The organism is Paraburkholderia sp. BR10882 (assembly GCF_040948855.1).
Classification (GTDB): Bacteria; Pseudomonadota; Gammaproteobacteria; order Burkholderiales; family Burkholderiaceae; genus Paraburkholderia; species Paraburkholderia nodosa_A.
In genome coordinates this window covers 226,977-247,437 of record NZ_JBFPKP010000006.1, presented here as the reverse complement: position 1 = coordinate 247,437, position 20,461 = coordinate 226,977, and the positions used below count along the sequence as shown (strand labels likewise).

Below are 20,461 nucleotides of genomic sequence, written 5' to 3'. Positions count from 1 at the left end.
GGCGCGGATGAACGCGGCATGACCGTGGCCTGAGCGCATTGACGCATTGATACAATAGCCCGCCATGGAAGCCAATCTGATTCAGACGATCGTCGTCTACGCCTTGCCCGTGATCTTCGCGATCACGCTGCACGAGGCCGCGCACGGTTACGTCGCGCGCATGCTCGGCGACAACACCGCGTATGTGCTCGGCCGCGTTTCGTTCAACCCGATGCGCCACATCGATCCGATCGGTACGATCGCGATGCCGCTCGTGCTCTATTTCCTGACCAACGGCGCGTTCGTATTCGGTTACGCGAAGCCGGTCCCGATCGCGTTCAGCAATCTGCGCAATCCGCGCTGGGGCACGCTGTGGGTCGCGGCGGCCGGGCCGCTGTGCAACTTCGTGCAGGCCATCGTATGGGGCGTGTTCGGCGTGGGACTCGCGGTGCTCGGCGTGAACGAGCCGTTCTTCACGCGCATGGCCGCCGCCGGCGTGGGCGTGAATCTCGTGCTCGGCGTGCTGAACCTCTTTCCGCTGCCGCCGCTCGACGGCGGCCGCGTGCTCGGGGCACTCCTGCCCACTCGCGCGAGCATTGCGCTCGCCCGTATCGAGCCCTATGGTTTCATCATCGTGATGGGGTTGCTCGTGAGTGGCATCTTCACGCGATTCTGGCTGCGCCCGCTCGTAAGTCTAGGTTACGACGCGGTCACAGCCATCCTTACCCCTCTTGTGTCGCTCTTTTCATAACATCATGTTCCCAGACCGTATCTTCTCCGGCATGCGGCCCACCGGGTCGCTGCACCTCGGCCACTATCACGGCGTGCTGAAAAACTGGGTGCGCCTGCAGTCCGAGTATCCGTGCTTCTTCTGCGTGGTCGACTGGCATGCGCTCACCACGCACTATGAAACGCCGGATGTCATCGAGAAGAACGTCTGGGACGTGCTGATCGACTGGCTCGCCTCGGGCATCGACCCGAACCAGGCCACGCTCTTCATCCAGAGCCGTGTGCCCGAGCACGCCGAGCTCTCGCTGCTGCTCGGCATGAGCACGCCGCTGTCGTGGCTCGAACGCGTGCCGACCTACAAGGAACAGATCGAGAAGCTGCGCGACAAAGACCTCGGTACTTATGGCTTCCTCGGCTACCCGGTGCTGATGGCGGCCGACATCCTGCTGTACCGCGCGTCGCTCGTGCCGGTGGGCGAGGACCAGGTGCCGCACGTCGAGATGGCGCGAGAAATGGCGCGCCGCTTCAACTACATGTACGGCCGCGAACCGGGCTTCGAAGAGAAGGCCAACGATGCGGCGAAGAAGCTGGGCGGCAAGCGCTCGAAGCTCTACCACGAGCTGCGCAACGCCTATCAGCAGGAAGGCAATGAAGAGGCGCTCGAACAGGCCCGCGCGATGCTCTCGGAGTCGCAAAGCCTCTCGATGAGCGATCGCGAGCGTCTTTTTGGCTACCTCGAAGGCTCGCGCAAGATCATCCTGCCGGAGCCGCAGGTGCTGCTCACGGAAGCCTCGCGCATGCCGGGTCTCGACGGCCAGAAGATGTCGAAGTCGTACGGCAACACCATTGGCCTGCGCGAAGACGCCGAGTCGATCACGAAGAAGGTCCGCACCATGCCGACCGACCCCGCGCGCGTGCGCCGCACCGATCCGGGCGATCCGGACAAGTGCCCGGTGTGGCAGCTCCACCAGGTCTACACGGACGAGCAGACGCACGACTGGGTGCAGAAGGGCTGCCGTTCGGCCGGCATCGGTTGTCTGGAGTGCAAGCAGCCCGTGATCGAGGGCATCCTGCGCGAGCAGCAGCCCATGCTCGAGCGCGCGCAGAAGTACATGGACGATCCGTCGCTGCTGCGTGCAATCGTCGCGGACGGCTGCGACAAGGCGCGCAAGTTTGCCAACGAGACGATGCGCGACGTGCGTGAGGCCATGGGCCTCTCGTACAGCTGATCGAGCCGATGACGTCGACGCCTGCCGCCGGTGCGCCGGCCCACGGGCTCTCCGAGCCCTCGCGCTGGGTGCGCCGCTGGGCGCATCTCATCGCGCCCGGTGGCACCGTGCTCGACGTCGCCTCCGGCGCCGGGCGGCACACGCGCTGGCTGGCTGGTCAGGGCCACCCGGTGACGGCGCTCGATCGCGACGCCGCCGCGCTTGCCATGCTGCAGGACGTAGCGGGCGTCGCGACGCTAGAGTGCGACCTCGAAGGCGCGCCATGGCCGCTCGCGCCGGACGCCCGCTTTGCCGCCGTGGTCGTCACGAACTACCTGCATCGCCCGCTCATGCCCCGTCTCATCGAGGCACTGGCGCCGGGCGGCATCCTGATCTACGAAACCTTCGCTCAGGGCAACGAGACGGTGGGAAAGCCATCGAACCCCGCTTTCCTGCTCGCGCCCGGCGAGTTATTGGCCGTCTGTGCGCCTGCGCTGCGGGTCGTCGCCTATCAGGACGGATTTCTTTCGCAGCCGCGTGAGGCGTATGTTCAGCGCATCTGCGCGGTACGGGAAAAAACGACCTCAGTGTCCCCCGAAAGCGCTGGTAATGTGCCTGAGAACCAGGGGCTACCCGTAACGCGTTACGATCTGACCGGCTAATCCGCTACAATCGCGGTTTAACCGACTCATTTTTCTGGCGTTTCATGGCTAACGGCACTCAGGACGGCATTACGCTGCAAGGCAGCATTCCCGCGATCGTCACCCCCATGCACGAGGATGGCAGTCTCGACCTGCCGGCATTCCGCAAACTGATCGACTGGCACGTGGAAGAGGGGACGGATGCCCTCGTCGTCGTCGGTACGAGCGGGGAGTCCGCCACGCTGGACGTCGAAGAACACATCCTGATGATCAAGACGGCGGTCGAGCACGCTGCCGGCCGTATGCCGATCATCGCGGGCGCCGGCGGCAATTCCACCGCCGAGGCCGTCGAACTCACGAGGCACGCGAAGGAAGTGGGCGCACAGGCGTCGCTCCAGGTCGTGCCCTATTACAACAAGCCGACCCAGGAAGGCATGTACCGCCACTTCGCGAAAATCGCGGAGGACGTGGACCTGCCGGTCATCCTCTACAACGTGCCGGGCCGTACGGTCGCGGACATGGCGAGCGAAACCATCCTGCGTCTGGCCGAAGTGCCGGGCATCATCGCGGTGAAGGAAGCGACGGGTAACATCGACCGCGCCGCGCACCTCATCAAGCATGCGCCGAAAGGCTTCAAGATCTTCAGCGGCGACGATCCCACGGCGATCGCGCTGATGCTGCTTGGCGGCCACGGCAATATTTCGGTGACCGCGAACGTCGCGCCGCGCCAGATGAGCGACCTGTGCAAGGCTGCGCTCGCCGGCGACGCGAAAGCGGCGCGTGAGATCCATATGAAGTTGTTGTCGCTTCACAAGAACCTGTTCATCGAATCGAATCCGATTCCGGTGAAGTGGGCGCTGCAGGAACTCGGCCGCATCGAAGGCGGCATCCGACTGCCGCTCACGCCGCTCGACGCGCGCTACCACGACGTGGTGCGTGCCGCGCTGCGCGAAGCCGGTCTGGCTGGCTGATCCGATCAGCCAGCCGCCGATTTATCAACCGACGCCGCCACGGCCCAGCCGCCCAATCACTGAAAGACTTCGGACCGACCTCGGCCCACCGTCTCGCAGAGCAAGGCTTAGCGTTCCCGTATCACGAAGGCCCACATGAAACGTTCCGCTTTTTCCCTCCACGCAACCCGCATGGCGGTGCTGGCGCTTGCCCTCGGCTCGCTCGCAGGCTGCGAGTCGCTGAACGACATGTTCGCGTCCGATCGCGTCAACTACAAGGACACGCCGACCGCGCCGCCGCTGAATGTGCCGCAGGATCTGTCGTCGGCGCCAAACGACCAGAAGTACGTCGCGCCGCCGCCCACGATCACGCTGGGCGGCTCAGCTCAGCGCACGGTCATGCCGGCCGGCAACGCCACGCTCGGCGTGCCGGATGCGCAGGACCCGTTCGGTATGCACGTGGAGCGCGACGGCGACCGCCGCTGGCTCGTGGTGGACGGCCGCTCGCCTGACGACGTCTGGCCGCAGCTGCAGGAATTCTGGACGGAAAATGGCTTCACGCTGACGACCGATTCGCCGTCCACGGGCATCATGACGACCGACTGGGCCGAGAACCGCGCCAACATTCCGGACGACTGGTTCCGCCGTACGATCGGCCGCGTGATCGACTTCGCGTACTCGTCGGGCACGCGCGACCGCTTCCGCGTGCTGGTTTCGCGTGGCCCGGACGGTCAAACGGACATTTCCGTCACGCATAACGCGATGGAAGAAGTGCTGACGGGGCAGGACAAGACGGGGTCGAAATGGGTCGAGCGTCCGCGCGACCCGGCGCTCGAAGCCGCTTTCCTCGCCAAGATCATGCAGAAGTTCGGCCTGACCGACGCGCAGTCCAAGCAACTGCTGACCGACGCGCGCCCGTCGACGGCTGGCGTCAAGATCGCCGCCGGTCCTGACGGCACGACGCTCGATCTGCCCGAAGCGTTCGACACCGCATGGCTGCGCGTGGGCCTCGCGCTCGACCGCACGAACTTCACAGTCGACAACCGCGACCGCGAGAAGGGCCTCTACTACGTGCGCTACGCCGATTCGATGCAGGAGCTCAAGGGTGATGGCCTCCTCGGCAAGCTTTTCTACAACCCGAAGAAGGCCACGAAGGATCAGGGGCCGGAATACCGCGTGGCCGTACGCTCGTCGGGTAATTCGACCCAGGTCGCCGTGGTCGATCAGACCGGCCGTATCGACACCTCGTCGGACGCCCAGCGTATCGTCTCCGCGCTCCACGCGCAGCTGAACTGACGTGCGCTGAGATGCGATTTGCGAGCCTCGGCAGCGGCAGCGAGGGCAACGCACTGGTCGTAGAAGCAGGCAGCGGCACGACGCCCACGCGCGTGCTGCTCGACTGCGGATTCTCAGCGAAAGAAGTCGAGCGGCGCCTCGCCCGCGCGGGCCTCGCCGCCGACTCGCTTACCGCGATTCTCATCACCCACGAACACAGCGATCACATCGGCAGCGCGCTCACGCTGGCGCGCCGCTGGTCGATTCCGCTCTACATGAGTTGGGGCACGGCGCAGGCCGTGGGCGCCGACGACGCCGCAGGCATCGAACTCAACGTGTTGTGGGGCGACGAAACAGTCGAGATCGGCGAACTCGGCGTGTTGCCCTACACGGTGCCGCACGACGCGCGCGAGCCGCTCCAGTTCGTGTTCAGCGACGGCGCGAGCCGGCTTGGTGTGCTGACCGACGTCGGCGAGTCGACCTCGCATATCGGCAATGTGCTGAGCGGTTGTGACGCACTGGTGCTCGAATGCAACCACGACCTCGAAATGCTCGCGACGAGCCGCTATCCGGCTTCGCTCAAGGCGCGTATCGGTGGGTCGCATGGTCACCTGAACAACGAGGCGGCTGGCGGCATCCTCGCGGGGCTCGACCGCGCGAAGCTGCGCCATTTGATCGCTGCGCACCTGAGCCAGCAAAACAACACACCGGAGCTTGCGCGTGCGGCGATGGCCGCGGTTCTGGGAAATGCCGCGACTCAAATCGGGGTCGCTTCGCAAGCCGAGGGTTTCGACTGGATCGCGCTCTGAATTCCGCGCCCGAGAGGCAGCCAGAACGCATAGACGAAAAAAAGCCCATGACGAAACTCATGGGCTTTTGCTTTCTGCGGCCGGAATCTTTCGATCCGGCCGCGTCGGAGCTAGTTGCGCTTTAGTTACGGTTGCCGCCGAAGATGCCGAGGATGGCGAGCAGGTTCGTGAACACGTTGTAGAGGTCCAGATAGATCGCGAGCGTGGCCGAGATGTAGTTCGTCTCGCCGCCGTTCACGACGCGCTGTACGTCGAACAGCATATAGGCGGAGAAGATCGCGATGGCGAGCACCGAAACCGTGAGCATCAGCGCGGGCAGCTGCAGGAACATGTTCGCGACGCCGGCCAGCAGGATCACGATCACGCCCATGAAGAGCCACTTGCCGAGGCCCGAGAAGTCGCGCTTGCTCACCGTGGCGATGGTGGCCATGGCGGTGAAAATGATGCCGGTGCCGCCGAACGCGAGCATGATGAGCTGCGGGCCGTTCGAAAAGCCGAGGACGAACGACAGCAGGCGCGAGAGCATCAGGCCCATGAAGAACGTGAAGCCGAGCAGCACGAACACGCCCACCGAGCTGTTCTTGGTGCGCTCTATGGCGAACATGAAGCCGAAGGCGATCGCGAAGAACGCGAGCAGGCTCATGGCCGGGCTGGTAGCCGCAAAAAGCGAGAAGCCGGTCGCGACGCCCACCCACGCCCCGAGCACCGTCGGCACCATCGACAGCGCGAGCAGCCAGTAGGTGTTGCGCAGTACGCGGTTGCGGGTCTCCGCCGAGGTGACGCTGCCGCCGCGGCCGAAGTTATAGGGATACTCGTTCATGCTTTCTCCTTGCGTGAGACGCGTGGGTGAGGGCGCGCAGATGCGCGGTCCGCTCCCCCATAAGATAAGTGCGCCGACCCAGAGTTTCAACGGGTTGCCACACAGTTTCCGTTATCTTTGCACAGCGTATGCCGCCAATCTTAAGCCTTTCTGAATGGTACGGCAGCGCAGTGAATGTGACCGGCTTGCGCTCATTTGCCTCGGTTTGCCGGGGTATGAGGGTTCAATCGCAATCATACATGGGAACATGCTACAATTGCGGATTCATTTGAATCTGTAACCTCTTAATTTTCTGGAGTTTTTATGGCGATCGAACGCACCCTGTCGATTATCAAGCCGGACGCAGTGGCGAAGAACGTGATCGGCCAGATCTACAGCCGCTTCGAAAACGCTGGCCTGAAGATCATTGCCTCCCGCATGGTTCACCTCTCGCGCGCCGACGCTGAGAAGTTCTATGCTGTTCACGCAGCGCGCCCGTTCTTCAAGGACCTCGTCGATTTCATGATCTCGGGTCCGGTCGTGATCCAGGTTCTGGAAGGCGAGAACGCTATCCTGAAGCACCGCGATCTGATGGGCGCAACCGATCCGAAGAAGGCTGAGAAGGGCACGATCCGCGCCGACTTCGCCGACAGCATCGACGCGAACGCCGTGCACGGCTCGGACGCCGCTGAAACGGCAGCCGTGGAAATCGCGTTCTTCTTCCCGCAAGTCAACGTCTACTCGCGCTAAGCACGGCGCGAGCTGACTGCAGTAGTAGCATAGGGTCGCGAACGGCGATGACGCTCACCGTCCAGTTCCCGATGCCGCGCAAATGCGCAGGCACCCGGGCAGCGCGGGCGGTGAGCGCGCTCTCGCACTGAAATGGCAGGATTCGACATGACGAGCAGTTCCACCGTCAACCTTCTCGATCTCGACGCCCAAGGGCTCGTCGCCTATTGCGAGAGCCTGGGCGAGAAGCCGTTTCGCGCCAAACAGCTTCAGCGCTGGATCCATCAGTACAACGCCGCCGACTTCGACGGCATGACGGATCTGGCCAAATCGCTGCGCGAGAAGCTCAAAGGGCGCGCCACCATCGGCATGCCCGGCATCATCAGCGACAACGTTTCCTCCGACGGCACACGCAAGTGGCTCGTGGACGTCGGCAACGGCAACGCGGTCGAAACCGTGTTCATCCCCGAAGACAACCGCGGCACGCTGTGCGTGTCCTCGCAGGCGGGATGCGCGGTCAATTGCCGGTTTTGCTCCACCGGCAAGCAAGGTTTTTCACGCAATCTCACCACCGCCGAGATCATCGGCCAGCTGCGCATGGCGGAATTCGCCCTGCGCGCCTCGCTTCTGGGCGAGGCTGGAGGCCGGGCGACCGGCGGTGACGGCAAGGGCGAGCGCGTCATCACGAATGTCGTGATGATGGGTATGGGCGAGCCGCTCCTGAACTACGACGCGGTCGTGCCCGCCATGCGCCTGATGCTCGACGACAACGCCTACGGCCTGTCGCGCCGGCGCGTCACGCTTTCCACGTCGGGCGTCGTGCCGATGATGGATCGTCTCGGGGCCGAACTGCCCGTGGCGCTCGCCGTTTCCTTGCATGCACCGAACGACGCGCTGCGTGACGAACTGGTGCCGCTCAACCGCAAGTACCCGCTTCGTGAGTTGATGGCGGCCTGCCAGCGTTATCTGGAGGTCGCGCCGCGCGATTTCATCACGTTCGAGTACTGCATGCTCGACGGCGTCAACGACACGGAAGAGCACGCACGCCAGTTGCTCGCCGTGACGCGTGACGTGCCGTGCAAATTCAATCTGATCCCGTTCAATCCGTTCCCCGAGTCGGGCTTGCTGCGCTCGAAATCGGACCAGATCAAGCGCTTCGCGCAGATTCTGATGGATGCGGGCGTCGTCACGACCGTGCGCAAGACGCGCGGCGACGACATCGACGCGGCCTGCGGGCAGCTTGCCGGCGAGGTGAAGGACCGCACGCGCCTTGCTGAGCGCACGGGCCGGGCCGCGGGCAAGGTCATCGAAGTACGGCCGGTTCAGCACTGAACCGGCATCAGGAGGGCAGACGGCGGCGTGCGGGGGAAACGCGCGGCTGTAGGCAGTAGTAAAAGAAACGTTGCAGAAGCGATCGGAAGCGGCACACTGGCCGCGCATTTTGTTATAAACGGTCTGCGAATCGGGTAGAGGCGGGGCGGGACGCGCCAACCGGTTGCAGTATTGAAAAGAATCGACGCAAGGACTTTGGGATGAGCGAGCCGCAGCACCCTTTCGGGACAGACGGAACTGACAGCAACGCAGGTCGTTCGGCGCCGGGCGCCACACCTTCGCCGGTGCAGGCAGTGCCCGACACGCTGGCCGCAGCCGGCGCGCGTCTTGCGCAACTGCGCGAGGCCAAGGGTTGGGCGATCGAAGACGTCTCGGCGCGCCTGAAGGTGTCGGTGTCGAAGCTGCGCGAACTCGAAGCGGGCGATATCAGCCATCTGCCGGACACGACGTTCGCGCTCGGCGTGGTGCGCGCCTACGCGAAGCTGCTCGGTACCGATTCCGCGCCGTTCACGCAGGCGCTGCGCCGCGAGCGCGGCATGGCGCAGCCGGATCTGTCGATGCCGGCTTCGGCGGGCTCCGATCTGCCGCGCGGCCGCGTTTCGCTCTCGCTCGGCGGCAGCGGCGCACGGGCTCCGCGCCGCCGCGCCTCGTGGTTGTGGGGCGTGGCGATCATCGTGATCGCGGTGCTTGCCATCTCCATGTGGCACACGAACAGCGGCGAATCGTCGGCGTGGTTTGCGCGCCTGAAGGCGATGGCCAACGGCGCGAGCGTGCAGACGGGCGCATCGTCGCCGACGGTCCAGCAGGGCGTTGCAACCGGCAGCGCAGATGCATCGGACGCGCAGGGCGCGGATCAGTCCGCAGCGCCGCAGACGGCTGACGCAAACGATGCGGGCGACAACGCCAACGCGGCGCCCGATCAAGGCGCTGCGGCGAGCGCACCGCAAGCTGCGCAACCGGCGCCTCAAGCTGCGCAACCCGCGCCGCAAGCGACGCCACCGGCACCGCAGGCCGCGAAGCCCGCGGCCGCAAGCGCTGCGCCGGCGGCGGCCGTTGCCAACGCGGCCAGCGCTGCGCGCGCCCAGGCGGCGAGCGCGCCGGCCGCAGCGGCAGCGCAGAGCGCGGCAGTCGACAACGGCGCTGACACCTCGACGTTCGCGATCCGCGTGACGCAGGACACCTGGGTCAGCGTGCGCCAGAAGGATGGTAAGGAAGTATTCTCGGGCATGATCCACGGCAGCGACGCGCGTGAGATCAGCGGCACCGAGCCGCTCAAGGTCACCGTGGGCAACAAGGCCGGCATCGAGTCGATGACCATCGACGGCCAGCCGGTCGACACGTCGAAATACGCGTCGGCGCGTGGCAATGTCGCGCGCTTCGTGCTGCCCTGATCAGGACATGGCATGCGTCGCGGCCTGGCAAGTCTCATTGCCGGCCGCGACGCTTTTTCAATTCACGCAGTGCCGCCGCCGGCTAGCCGGCGCTAGTGCGCGTGAGGCGTAAATGGGTTTTTCGATGCAAAGCGAAACGCAATCCTCGACCAGCAACAGTCAGATCTGCTCGAACGAGCCGGTTCTCGGCGGCCACGCGCCGCGCCGCAAGTCGCATGCCGTGCATGTGCGCTGGGGCGGCCAGCTGGTGACGATCGGCGGCGACGCGCCGGTGCGCGTGCAGTCGATGACCAACACCGACACTGCGGATCCCATCGGCACCGCGATCCAGATCAAGGAACTCGCGCAGGCGGGTTCGGAGCTCGTGCGTATCACGGTCAACACGCCGGAAGCGGCGGCGGCCGTCCCGTATATCCGCGAACAGCTCGACCGCATGGGCGTGATGGTGCCGCTCGTCGGCGACTTCCATTACAACGGCCATCTGCTGCTGCGCGACTATCCCGCCTGCGCAGAGTCGCTGTCGAAGTACCGCATCAACCCGGGCAACGTGGGCCAGGGCGCGAAGCGCGACACGCAGTACGCGCAGATGATCGAAGCGGCCATCAAGTACGACAAGCCGGTGCGTATCGGCGTGAACTGGGGCAGCCTCGACCAGGACCTGCTCGCGCGCATGATGGACGAGAACGGCGCGCGCAAGGAGCCGTGGGAAGCGCAAAGCGTGATGTACGAAGCGCTCATCCAGTCGGCCATCGGCTCGGCGGAACGCGCGGTCGAACTCGGCCTCGGTCGCGACAAGATCATCCTGTCGTGCAAGGTGAGCGGCGTGCAGGACCTGATCGCCGTCTACCAGGAACTCGCGAAGCGTTGCGATTTCGCGCTGCACCTGGGCCTCACGGAAGCGGGCATGGGCTCGAAGGGCATCGTCGCTTCGACGGCGGCGCTTTCCGTGCTGCTCCAGCAGGGCATCGGCGACACCATCCGTATCTCGCTCACGCCGGAACCGGGCGGTGCGCGTACGGGCGAAGTCGTGGTCGGCCAGGAAATCCTGCAGACCATGGGCCTGCGCTCGTTCACGCCGATGGTCATCGCATGCCCCGGCTGCGGCCGCACGACCAGCACGCTGTTCCAGGAGCTGGCTTCGCAGATCCAGGGCTATCTGCGTGCGCAGATGCCGCTGTGGCGCGACGAGTATCCTGGCGTCGAGACGATGAACGTCGCCGTGATGGGCTGCATCGTGAACGGCCCGGGCGAGTCGAAGCACGCGAACATCGGCATCAGCCTGCCGGGCTCGGGCGAGAACCCCGCGGCGCCGGTTTTCATCGACGGCGAGAAGGTGAAGACGCTGCGCGGCGAGCACATCGCCGAAGAATTCCAGCAGATCGTGAGCGACTACGTCGCGCGCAAGTACGGCAAGGCCGAGGCGACGAACTGAGCAAGCCGGTCGATCCGCTTGTAGTTCGCATGTAGCCCGCTCGTCGCTCGATACGCACAACCGCATAAAGCCAATTCGCAACGCAATGACTGAACAAAAACGCAAGCCCGAAAAGCTCACGGGCGTGAAGGGCATGAACGACATCCTGCCGCAGGAGGCAGGCCTGTGGGAATTCTTCGAAACCACGGTGAAGTCGCTGCTTCGTTCGTACGGCTATCAAAATATCCGCACGCCGATCGTCGAACATACGCAACTCTTCACGCGCGGCATCGGCGAAGTGACCGACATCGTCGAGAAGGAGATGTACAGCTTCACCGACGCGCTCAACGGCGAGAACCTCACGCTGCGTCCGGAAGGCACGGCGGCTGCCGTGCGCGCGTCGATCGAGCACAACATGCTCTACGACGGTCCGAAGCGCCTGTGGTACATCGGCCCGATGTTCCGTCACGAGCGTCCGCAGCGCGGCCGCTATCGCCAGTTCCATCAGGTGGGCGTCGAGGCGCTCGGTTTCGCGGGCCCCGATGCGGACGCTGAAATCATCCTGATGTGCCAACGCCTCTGGGACGATCTCGGCCTGACCGGCATCAAGCTCGAGATCAACTCGCTCGGCGTGGCCGAAGAGCGTGCGGCGCATCGCGTCGAGCTCATCAAGTATCTCGAGCAGCACGTCGATCTGCTCGACGAAGACGGCAAGCGCCGCCTTTACACGAACCCGCTGCGCGTGCTCGACACGAAGAATCCCGCGCTGCAGGAGATCGCGGACAAGGCGCCGAAGTTGATCGACTTCCTCGGCGAAGACTCGCTCGCGCACTTCGAAGGGCTGCAGCGCATTCTCAAGTCGAACAACATTCCGTTCAAGATCAACCCGCGTCTCGTTCGTGGTCTCGATTACTACAATCTGACCGTGTTCGAGTGGGTGACCGACAAGCTCGGCGCGCAGGGCACCGTCGCGGCGGGCGGCCGTTACGATCCGCTGATCGAGCAGCTGGGCGGCAAGCCGACGGCGGCTTGCGGCTGGGCGATGGGCATCGAGCGCATTCTCGAACTGCTCAAGGAAGAAGACCTCGTGCCGGAAGAAGATGGTTGCGATGTCTACGTTGTCCACCAGGGCGAAGCTGCGCGTGAGAAGGCGTTCATCGTGGCGGAGCGTCTGCGCGATACGGGCCTCGACGTTATCTTGCATTGCAGCGCCGACGGTCAGAGCGCGAGCTTCAAGTCGCAGATGAAGCGCGCGGATGCCAGCGGCGCGGCCTTTGCCGTGGTACTCGGCGAGGACGAAGTGGCGAGAGGCGAGGCCGGTGTGAAGGCGCTGCGCGGCACGGCCGCGGAGGCCCGCAGCGAGCAACAAACGGTAGCGCTTGAGGACTTGACCGAATATCTGATCAATGCGATGGTTGCATCCGCCGAAGACGGCGACGATTAACAGGGCCGCCCCGGTGGGGCTGCCGAGGTCGCTGCGCATTCGAAAACAGGCTTCAGAATAAACGAGGAATCGCTACGCGATGAGTTACCACGACGAACAGGAATCGATCGAGAGCTTCAAGGCATGGTGGGGGCAGTGGGGTAACGCCACTACGTGGGTCGTGCTGATCGTTCTGCTCGCGCTCGCAGCGTGGAACGGCTGGAACTTCTGGCAGCGCCGCCAGGCGGCCGAAGCCGCCGTGCTGTACGACCAGGTGCAGCAGGCCGCGAACAGCAGCGACAAGGCCATGCTCACGCGCGTGGCGTCGGACATGGAAGATCGCTTCGGCGGCACGGCGTACGCGCAGATGACGGCGCTCGGCGTGGCCAAGGCGCTCTATATGGCGGGCGACACGGCTGGCGCGAAGGCGCAGCTGCAATGGGCCGCCGACCACGCGAAGGACGACGAATTCCGCCAGATCGCGAAGCTGCGTCTCGCATCGCTCCTGCTCGACGAAAAGGCCTACGATCAGGGCCTCGCGCTGATTCCGCAACCCGATTCGGGTCCGTTCAAGGGCATCGTGGCCGACGGCCGCGGCGATCTGCTGGCTGCGGCCGGCAAGCGTGACGACGCGCGCGCGGCCTACAAGCTGGCCCTCGACAGCCTGCCGAAGAGCGACGCTTCCGAGCGTCAGCTGATCCAGTTCAAGCTGGATGCGCTCGGCGGCTGAGTCGCTGGCTAAATTGCGAAGCGTGCCGGGCTTGCGCGCAGCGTTGCGAAACCATTCAAACCAACTTCATTCATGCGTCGTTCACCGATGAATCTGCTGAAACGAACCGTTGTGCCCGTCGCTCTGGCGATGACCGTCCTGGCTCTCGCAGCCTGCTCATCGACGAAAGACGTGCGCCGCGTGCCGGTGCCGCTGACCGAATTCAAGCCGGCGCTGGACGTCCAGCAGGTGTGGAAGTCGAGTGTCGGCAAGGCGGGGCGCTATCTGTTCGCGCCGGTCGCCGTGGGCGACGCCGTCTACGCGGCGGGCGAAAACGGCTCGGTCGCGAAAATCGACGCCGCATCGGGCAAGGACGTCTGGCGCACCAAGCTCAAGGACGACCTCTCGGCGGGCGTGGGCAGCGACGGCAATCTCACGGCCGTCGGCGGCCTGAAGGGAGACGTCTACGTGCTCGACGCGAACGGCAAGCTCTCGTGGCAAGCCAAGGCGCCGGGCGAAATCATCTCGCCGCCGCTCGTCGGCAACGGCCTCGTGGTCGTGCGCACGATCGACGGCCAGATCGTCGCCTTCAACGGCCAGACGGGCGAGCAGAAGTGGATCTACCGCAACCGCGCCGTGCCGCTGAACCTGCGCGTTTCGGCGGGCATGACGTTCGCGGGCGAACAGGCCGTGCTGGCCGGTTTCCCGGGCGGCTCGTTCGCGGCGATCAACCTGCAAAGCGGGGACGCTTTCTGGGAAACGCCGGTTTCGTATCCGAAGGGCGTGACGGAAGTCGAGCGCATCAATGACGTGAGCGGTCCGCCCACGCTGGTCGGCGCGACGACCTGCGCAGTCACGTTCCAGGGTCAGCTGGGTTGCTTCGACGCCAATTCGGGTCGTCCGATGTGGCAAAAGCCGTTCTCGAGCACGACCGGCATCGCTCAGGATGAAAGCACGGTGGTGGGCGGCGACGACTGGTCGGTCGTGAGGGCCTTCAGCGTGTCGACGGGCGAGCCGACCTGGACGAACGAAAAGCTCAAGAGCCGCGATGTGAGCGTGCCCGCATTGCTGGGCCATGCGGTCGTGCTCGGCGACTATCAGGGCTACGTGCATTTCCTCTCGCTCGACGACGGCAGCTTCGTCTCGCGCGTGAAGACCGACGGCAGCCCGATCATGGCCGCGCCGGTGCTTGCTGGCAATACGCTGGTTGTCCAGACGAAGGACGGCGACCTGTACGGTCTGCGTCCGCATTAAGCGTCGTCTGCGGCGGTGCGCCTCACGAGCGGCGCACCGAGCAGACGCAAGAGGCGCTGGAGCCGCCGGGTTCCGATGCCTCGCCCGCTGGCCGGCTCAAGCCGGCCATGCGCATTTTGGGACAGCGGCGTACACGACCCCGCCGTTCACCGTTGCGCCACCCGGCGTTCGCGCGGCGTCCCGCCCCGGCCGCACCGCGCTTTCGGCGCTGGGCCGCGGCCCGGCTCGTGAATTTCGTGATAATTTGCAACTGATGCAGCCCCGCAGGCGCGGGACTTGCCGCGCAGCGCGCCGGACTCTCCGGCGCTGCGCCTTACTGTAGAAAAGATCAGATGAAACCCGTAATCGCCCTCGTTGGGCGCCCCAATGTGGGGAAATCCACGCTGTTCAACCGGCTCACGCGCTCGCGCGATGCGCTGGTGGCCGACCTGCCCGGCCTCACGCGCGACCGTCACTACGGTGAAGGGCGCACGGGCGATCGCCCGTATCTCGTGGTCGATACCGGCGGCTTCGAGCCTGTTGCGAAGGACGGCATCCTGCACGAGATGGCGCGCCAGACGCGCCAGGCCGTGGAAGAGGCCGATATCGTCGTGTTCATCTGCGACGGCCGCAATGGCCTCGCGCCGCAGGACAAGCACATCGCCGACTACCTGCGCAAGACCGGCCGGCCGATCTTCCTCGTCGTCAACAAGGCCGAAGGCATGAAGTACAGCGCTGTGGCCGCCGACTTCTACGAACTCGGTCTCGGCGACCCGCGCGCGATTTCCGCGGCGCACGGCGACGGCGTGACGGAAATGATCAACGAGGCGCTCGAAAAAGCGTACGCCGACCAGCCCGAGGAGAGCGAAGAGGACGCCGCGAAGCACGGCGTCAAGATCGCGATTGTCGGCCGCCCGAACGTGGGCAAGTCGACGCTCGTCAACACGCTGATCGGCGAAGACCGCGTAATCGCGTTCGACATGCCGGGCACGACGCGCGATTCGATCTATGTGGACTTCGAGCGCAACGGCAAGAAGTACACGCTGATCGACACGGCGGGTCTACGCCGCCGCGGCAAGGTGTTCGAAGCGATCGAAAAGTTCTCGGTGGTGAAGACGCTGCAGTCGATCGCCGATGCCAACGTGGTGATTCTGCTGCTCGATGCGCAGCAGGAAATCTCCGACCAGGACGCGCATATCGCGGGCTTCGTGGTGGAACAGGGCCGCGCGCTCGTGGTGGGCGTAAACAAGTGGGACGGCATGGACGACCACGCGCGCGAGCGCACCAAGCACCACCTTCAGCGCAAGCTGAAGTTCCTCGACTTTGCGGAAATGCGCTTCATCTCGGCGACTGAAAAGTTCGGCATCGGCCCGCTGATGCGCTCGGTAGACGACGCGTACGCCGCCGCCATGGCGAAACTGCCGACGCCGAAGCTCACGCGCGCACTCATCGAAGCTGTGGAGTTCCAGCAGCCGCGCCGCCGCGGCCCGGTGCGTCCGAAGCTGCGCTACGCGCACCAAGGGGGACAGAACCCGCCCATCATCGTCATTCACGGCAACGCACTCGACGCCGTGACGGAGACCTACAAGCGCTATCTGGAGAACCGCTTCCGGGAAACTTTCTCGCTCACCGGCACTCCATTGCGCATAGAGTTTCGCTCCTCGACGAATCCCTATACAGAGAAAAACTAGGCTGTTGCTGAATAGCGTTCGCTACCCCGCAAAGGCCTCCTGGCCGAACCGCCAGGAACCGCGCGGGGGAACGAGAATCGGCTATAGTGTAGCGATTGGTGGTGGATTTCTTTTTCTTCATCCCAATATAAGTTAAACCTGCAAAAAAATACGGAGTTTGCTATGAGCAACAAAGGGCAATTGTTACAAGACCCGTTTCTGAACGCGCTGCGCAAGGAGCACGTGCCTGTTTCGATCTATCTGGTCAACGGCATCAAGCTTCAAGGGAACATCGAATCGTTCGACCAGTACGTCGTGTTGCTCCGTAATACGGTTACGCAAATGGTTTACAAGCACGCCATCTCCACGGTGGTTCCGGCCCGTCCGGTGAACTTCCACCCGGATACGGAAGCGTCCTGACCCATGACGCGGCCGGCCCGGGGCGCCTCGCAGGCTGCTCTGGTCCGGCCGCTTTCATTTTGACATCCTCTAATTTGATCAACGCCGCACTCGTCGGCATCGACTTCGGCAAGACCGAGTTCGAAGCCAGTCTCGAAGAACTCAGCCTGCTCGCCAAAAGCGCGGGCGCCACTCCCGCTGTCACGCTCACCGGGCGACGCTCCAGCCCCGACGCCGCCATGTTCATCGGCAGCGGCAAGGCCGAGGAACTGCGTCTCGCCTGTGAGGCGAACGACATCGAAATCGTCATCTTCAATCACGCGCTGTCGCCCGCCCAGCAACGTAATCTGGAGCGCGCGCTCAATCGCCGCGTGGTCGATCGCACGAGCCTCATTCTAGATATCTTCGCCCAGCGCGCCCGCAGCCACGAAGGCAAGCTGCAGGTCGAACTCGCGCAGCTGCAATACCTCGCCACGCGCCTCGTGCGCGCCTGGACTCACCTCGAGCGCCAGAAGGGCGGTATCGGCCTGCGCGGTCCGGGTGAAACGCAGCTCGAAACCGACCGCCGGCTCATCGGCGAACGCATCAAGATGCTGCAAGGCAAGCTTGCGAAGCTGCGTCGCCAGCACGGCACGCAGCGGCGTCAGCGCGAGCGCAACCGCACGATGTCGGTGTCGCTCGTAGGCTATACGAACGCGGGCAAGTCCACGCTCTTCAATGCGCTCACGAAGGCGCAGGCCTACGCCGCCGACCAGCTGTTTGCGACGCTCGACACGACTTCGCGGCGCGTCTGGCTCGGCGACGCAGTGGGGCAGATCGTGCTGTCCGATACGGTCGGGTTCATCCGCGAACTGCCTCACCAGCTCGTCGCCGCGTTTCGCGCGACGCTGCAGGAAACGGTGCAGGCCGATCTGCTTCTGCACGTGGTGGACGCGTCGAGCGCCGTGCGCCTCGATCAGATCGATCAGGTGAACGGCGTGCTGCACGATATCGGCGCGGACACGATCCGTCAGGTGCTGGTCTTCAACAAGATCGACGCCGTGCCGGAACTGGCGGCCCGCGGCGGAACGGTCGAGCGTGATGAATATGGTAATATTTCGCGCGTCTTTTTGAGCGCCCGCACAGGTGTCGGACTGGATGCGCTGCGCTCCGTCATCGCCGAAATCGCGACTGCCGAGCCGCTTGCCGATGCGCCGCAGTCCCTGGCCGCAGACTGGAGCGCGGTACAGGAAGAACCTCACTGGGAACCTGAACACGAGCGCTGAGGCGCGCCCGGCACTGTCTTGCATGCAAGGCCGGCCCAGCGGCCCCGACGGAATTCGCACGCAATTGACCCGCTGTCTACTCTGGTGAACGAACACAGGTGAACGATTACAACAAGCGGACTGGCTGGCAGCGCGCGCGCGCCATTTTCTCGTTGAACGACCCGCGTTGGGGTCGAGGCGACGGCAATGGCCAGCGTTCTGACGACGGGCGCCGCCCGCCGGGCAATAACGGCAACAAGGGTGGCAACGGCGACAAGGGCGACGGTCCGCCGGATCTCGACGAAATGTGGCGCGACTTCAACCGCCGCGTGTCCGCTTTCTTCGGCCGCAAGGGCAAGGGCCCGGGCGGCTTCGGACCGCGCCCGGACAATGGTCATGGCGCGCGCATCGGCGTGGGTATCGTTCTCGGCGTGCTCATTGCGATCTACGTGGGCAGCGGCGTCTTCGTCGTGCAGGAAGGCCAGGCCGGCGTCGTGCTGCAGTTCGGCCAGTATCGCCACACGGTTGGCCAGGGCGTCCACTGGCGTATGCCGTATCCGTTCCAGACTCACGAAATCGTCAATGTCGGGCAGATCCGCACCGTCGAGATCGGCCGCAGCAACCTCGTGCGTCCGGCAAACGTGAAGGACGCCGCAGTCATCACGCACGACGGCGACATTCTCAACGTGCGCCTGACCGTGCAGTACCAGGTCAAGCAGCCGACCGACTATCTGTTCCGCAGCGTCGATCCCGACCTCACCGTCACGCAGGCTGCTCAGGCGGCGGTGCGCACCGTGGTGGGCGCGCGCAGCACGAACGACATGCTGTACGCGGACCGCGAGCCGATTCGCGCCCAGCTTGCCGACACGATCCAGCACTCGCTCGACGAGTACAAGACGGGCCTCGGCGTGACCGGCGTCGCGATCCAGAGCGTCTCGGCGCCCGATCAGGTGCAGGCCGCGCTCGACGACGAAGCCAAGGCGCGCCAGGACCGCGACCGCGCGAAGCGCGACGCGCAGGCCTATGCCGACCAGCTCCTGCCGCGCGCGCAGACCGAGGCGGCGCGTCTCGTCGACGACGCGAAGGCTTATAGCGAGCGCGTGGTTTCGCAGGCGCAGGGCGACGCGCAACGCTTCACGCAGGTCTACGAACAGTATGCGAAGGCGCCGGCTGTGATTCGCGAGCGCATGTATCTCGAGACGATGCAACACATCTATTCGAATGCGACGAAGGTGTTCGTCGACAGCAAGTCGGGCAACAACGTGATTTATCTGCCGCTCGACAAGCTCGTCGATACGACGCGTCAGCGCGCCGCCGTGGCGGCGGGCGCAACGGGTGCGGCTGCGGCTGCGGCCTCGGGCGCCGGTGCGGCAACGGCAGGCGCGGCTTCGGACGCCAATGCGGCTTCCGCGCCGGCAGCCGGCAGCGAGCCACAGCAGGGTGCACAGGCAGGGCCTCAACCCGGTGCCCAGCAGCAAGACGCGCAGCAGCAGGGCGCGGCTCCCGCAACTACGGCCAGCGACGCGGCAGCCGCCGCGAGCGACGCCTTCCGTTCGCGCGATGCGTTCCGCTCGCGCGGCCGCGAAAGCGACGTGCAATAAGGGGCGCGCCAATATGAACAAGATCATTGCGCTCGTCGTTGCCGTCGTGGTTGTCGTGCTGGTTGCGTCGTCGGCCGTCTTCATGGTCGATCCGCGCCACGTCGCCATCATTTCTTCGTCGGGCGGGGCCAATGCCACGCTCGCCGGTCCGGGGCTGCATGTGAAGCTGCCGCCGCCGTTCCAGACCGTCACGTTCATCGACACGCGCATTCAGGCGTTCGATGCGCCCGACGCCGACCGCTACACGACCTCGGACAAGACCGAGCTGCTCGTGAACCCGGTCGTGCGCTATCGCATTTCCGATCCAATCAAGCTCTTCGCGGCGACCAGGGGCGATGCGCAGACGCTTTCCGATCGTCTCGCCTCGCTGTCGCGCGACGCGCTTGGCGACGCGATTTCGAAAGTCACGCTCACCGAGGCGCTCGCGCAGCAGGAAGCCATCGCCAGCGGCGCGCGCGACGCGCTGAGGCAAACCGCGGCGCCGCTCGGCATCGACGTGATCGCCATCGAACTCACGCGCGTCGATTACCCGCCGGAGCTGGCGCAGACGGTCTTCAAGCGCATGAGCGCCGCACGCGAGCAGGCTGCTGCCGAGATTCGCGAGAAGGGCGCGGCCGAAGCGCAGCAGATCAAGGACGACGCGCAGCGCAAGCAGCAGGGCGTGCTGGCCGATGCCTACGCTCAGGCGCAAGCGATCAAGGGCGAAGGTGACGGCCGGGCCGCCGCGATTGCCGCGGAGGCGTTCGGGCGCGACCCGGACTTCTACCGGTTCTATCAGAGCATGCTCGCGTACCGCGAGAGCTTCCGGCCCGGCGACGTCATCGTGGTCGATTCGTCGAGCGACTTCTTCCGCTTCATGCGTGGTCCGAACGGCGGCGCGAATAGCGGGGATAACGCTCCCGCTTCCGCCACCCCGCGCAAACACTAGA

The 20,461-nt window shown here is 64.9% G+C and carries 19 protein-coding genes; 18 read left to right on the top strand and 1 reads right to left on the bottom strand.

Annotated elements, in window-relative coordinates:
- Positions 1-64 precede the first annotated feature (64 nt).
- The 6 genes from AB3X99_RS17990 to AB3X99_RS17965 all read left to right on the top strand — a co-directional run bounded on the left by AB3X99_RS17990 (position 65) and on the right by AB3X99_RS17965 (position 5,591).
- Positions 65-730 (top strand): site-2 protease family protein, encoded by a 666-nt coding sequence (locus AB3X99_RS17990; RefSeq protein WP_069265545.1) that lies wholly within the window; start codon positions 65-67, stop codon positions 728-730.
- A 4-nt stretch (positions 731-734) separates the two neighbouring features.
- Positions 735-1,937, top strand: coding sequence for a tryptophan--tRNA ligase (locus tag AB3X99_RS17985; protein ID WP_069265546.1), 1,203 nt, complete (start codon positions 735-737; stop codon positions 1,935-1,937).
- 8 nt (positions 1,938-1,945) lie between these two features.
- On the top strand, positions 1,946-2,578 hold the full coding sequence (locus AB3X99_RS17980) for a class I SAM-dependent methyltransferase (RefSeq protein ID WP_368617670.1): 633 nt from the start codon (positions 1,946-1,948) through the stop codon (positions 2,576-2,578).
- Positions 2,579-2,622: 44 nt separating this feature from the next.
- Positions 2,623-3,528: a 4-hydroxy-tetrahydrodipicolinate synthase gene (gene dapA, locus AB3X99_RS17975; protein ID WP_368617669.1), complete on the top strand. Its 906-nt coding sequence runs from the start codon at positions 2,623-2,625 to the stop codon at positions 3,526-3,528.
- Positions 3,529-3,663: 135 nt separating this feature from the next.
- Entirely contained in the window at positions 3,664-4,803 is a 1,140-nt protein-coding gene (gene bamC / locus AB3X99_RS17970; RefSeq protein WP_069265548.1) for an outer membrane protein assembly factor BamC, read from the top strand.
- Positions 4,804-4,814: 11 nt separating this feature from the next.
- The gene (locus AB3X99_RS17965; RefSeq protein WP_069265549.1) at positions 4,815-5,591 is read left to right on the top strand and encodes an MBL fold metallo-hydrolase; all 777 of its coding nucleotides are present in this window, start codon (positions 4,815-4,817) and stop codon (positions 5,589-5,591) included.
- A gap of 121 nt (positions 5,592-5,712) precedes the next feature.
- Here the strand turns inward: AB3X99_RS17965 and AB3X99_RS17960 are convergent, their stop codons facing one another.
- Positions 5,713-6,411: a Bax inhibitor-1/YccA family protein gene (locus AB3X99_RS17960; protein WP_042264929.1), complete on the bottom strand. Its 699-nt coding sequence runs from the start codon at positions 6,409-6,411 to the stop codon at positions 5,713-5,715.
- A 303-nt stretch (positions 6,412-6,714) separates the two neighbouring features.
- Between AB3X99_RS17960 and ndk the strand changes: the two genes are divergently transcribed.
- The 12 genes from ndk (at position 6,715) to hflC (ending at position 20,460) form a co-directional block, all read left to right on the top strand.
- Positions 6,715-7,140 carry a nucleoside-diphosphate kinase gene (ndk, locus tag AB3X99_RS17955; protein ID WP_069265550.1) on the top strand — a complete coding sequence of 142 codons (426 nt, stop codon included), beginning with the start codon at positions 6,715-6,717 and terminating at the stop codon, positions 7,138-7,140.
- A gap of 147 nt (positions 7,141-7,287) precedes the next feature.
- Positions 7,288-8,451, top strand: a complete 1,164-nt coding sequence (gene rlmN / locus AB3X99_RS17950) for a 23S rRNA (adenine(2503)-C(2))-methyltransferase RlmN (RefSeq protein WP_342925028.1) — start codon at positions 7,288-7,290, stop codon at positions 8,449-8,451.
- 200 nt (positions 8,452-8,651) lie between these two features.
- Positions 8,652-9,842, top strand: coding sequence for a helix-turn-helix domain-containing protein (locus AB3X99_RS17945; protein ID WP_069265551.1), 1,191 nt, complete (start codon positions 8,652-8,654; stop codon positions 9,840-9,842).
- Positions 9,843-9,954: 112 nt separating this feature from the next.
- Entirely contained in the window at positions 9,955-11,274 is a 1,320-nt protein-coding gene (gene ispG / locus AB3X99_RS17940) for a flavodoxin-dependent (E)-4-hydroxy-3-methylbut-2-enyl-diphosphate synthase (RefSeq protein ID WP_368617668.1), read from the top strand.
- 85 nt (positions 11,275-11,359) lie between these two features.
- Positions 11,360-12,697, top strand: a complete 1,338-nt coding sequence (hisS, locus tag AB3X99_RS17935; protein WP_368617667.1) for a histidine--tRNA ligase — start codon at positions 11,360-11,362, stop codon at positions 12,695-12,697.
- A 79-nt stretch (positions 12,698-12,776) separates the two neighbouring features.
- Positions 12,777-13,406, top strand: a complete 630-nt coding sequence (locus AB3X99_RS17930) for a tetratricopeptide repeat protein (RefSeq protein WP_342925031.1) — start codon at positions 12,777-12,779, stop codon at positions 13,404-13,406.
- Between the two features lie 87 nt (positions 13,407-13,493).
- A complete protein-coding gene (bamB, locus tag AB3X99_RS17925) occupies positions 13,494-14,639 on the top strand; it encodes an outer membrane protein assembly factor BamB (RefSeq protein WP_069265554.1) in 1,146 nt (381 codons plus the stop codon).
- A 332-nt stretch (positions 14,640-14,971) separates the two neighbouring features.
- Positions 14,972-16,309 (top strand): ribosome biogenesis GTPase Der, encoded by a 1,338-nt coding sequence (gene der, locus AB3X99_RS17920; RefSeq protein ID WP_324160615.1) that lies wholly within the window; start codon positions 14,972-14,974, stop codon positions 16,307-16,309.
- 162 nt (positions 16,310-16,471) lie between these two features.
- Positions 16,472-16,708, top strand: a complete 237-nt coding sequence (hfq, locus tag AB3X99_RS17915; RefSeq protein WP_027793540.1) for an RNA chaperone Hfq — start codon at positions 16,472-16,474, stop codon at positions 16,706-16,708.
- Positions 16,709-16,767: 59 nt separating this feature from the next.
- The gene (gene hflX / locus AB3X99_RS17910) at positions 16,768-17,952 is read left to right on the top strand and encodes a GTPase HflX (protein ID WP_083245311.1); all 1,185 of its coding nucleotides are present in this window, start codon (positions 16,768-16,770) and stop codon (positions 17,950-17,952) included.
- A gap of 98 nt (positions 17,953-18,050) precedes the next feature.
- A complete protein-coding gene (gene hflK / locus AB3X99_RS17905) occupies positions 18,051-19,532 on the top strand; it encodes an FtsH protease activity modulator HflK (RefSeq protein WP_368617666.1) in 1,482 nt (493 codons plus the stop codon).
- Positions 19,533-19,545: 13 nt separating this feature from the next.
- Positions 19,546-20,460 (top strand): protease modulator HflC, encoded by a 915-nt coding sequence (gene hflC, locus AB3X99_RS17900; RefSeq protein ID WP_069265735.1) that lies wholly within the window; start codon positions 19,546-19,548, stop codon positions 20,458-20,460.
- The last annotated feature ends 1 nt before the right edge of the window (position 20,461 follow it).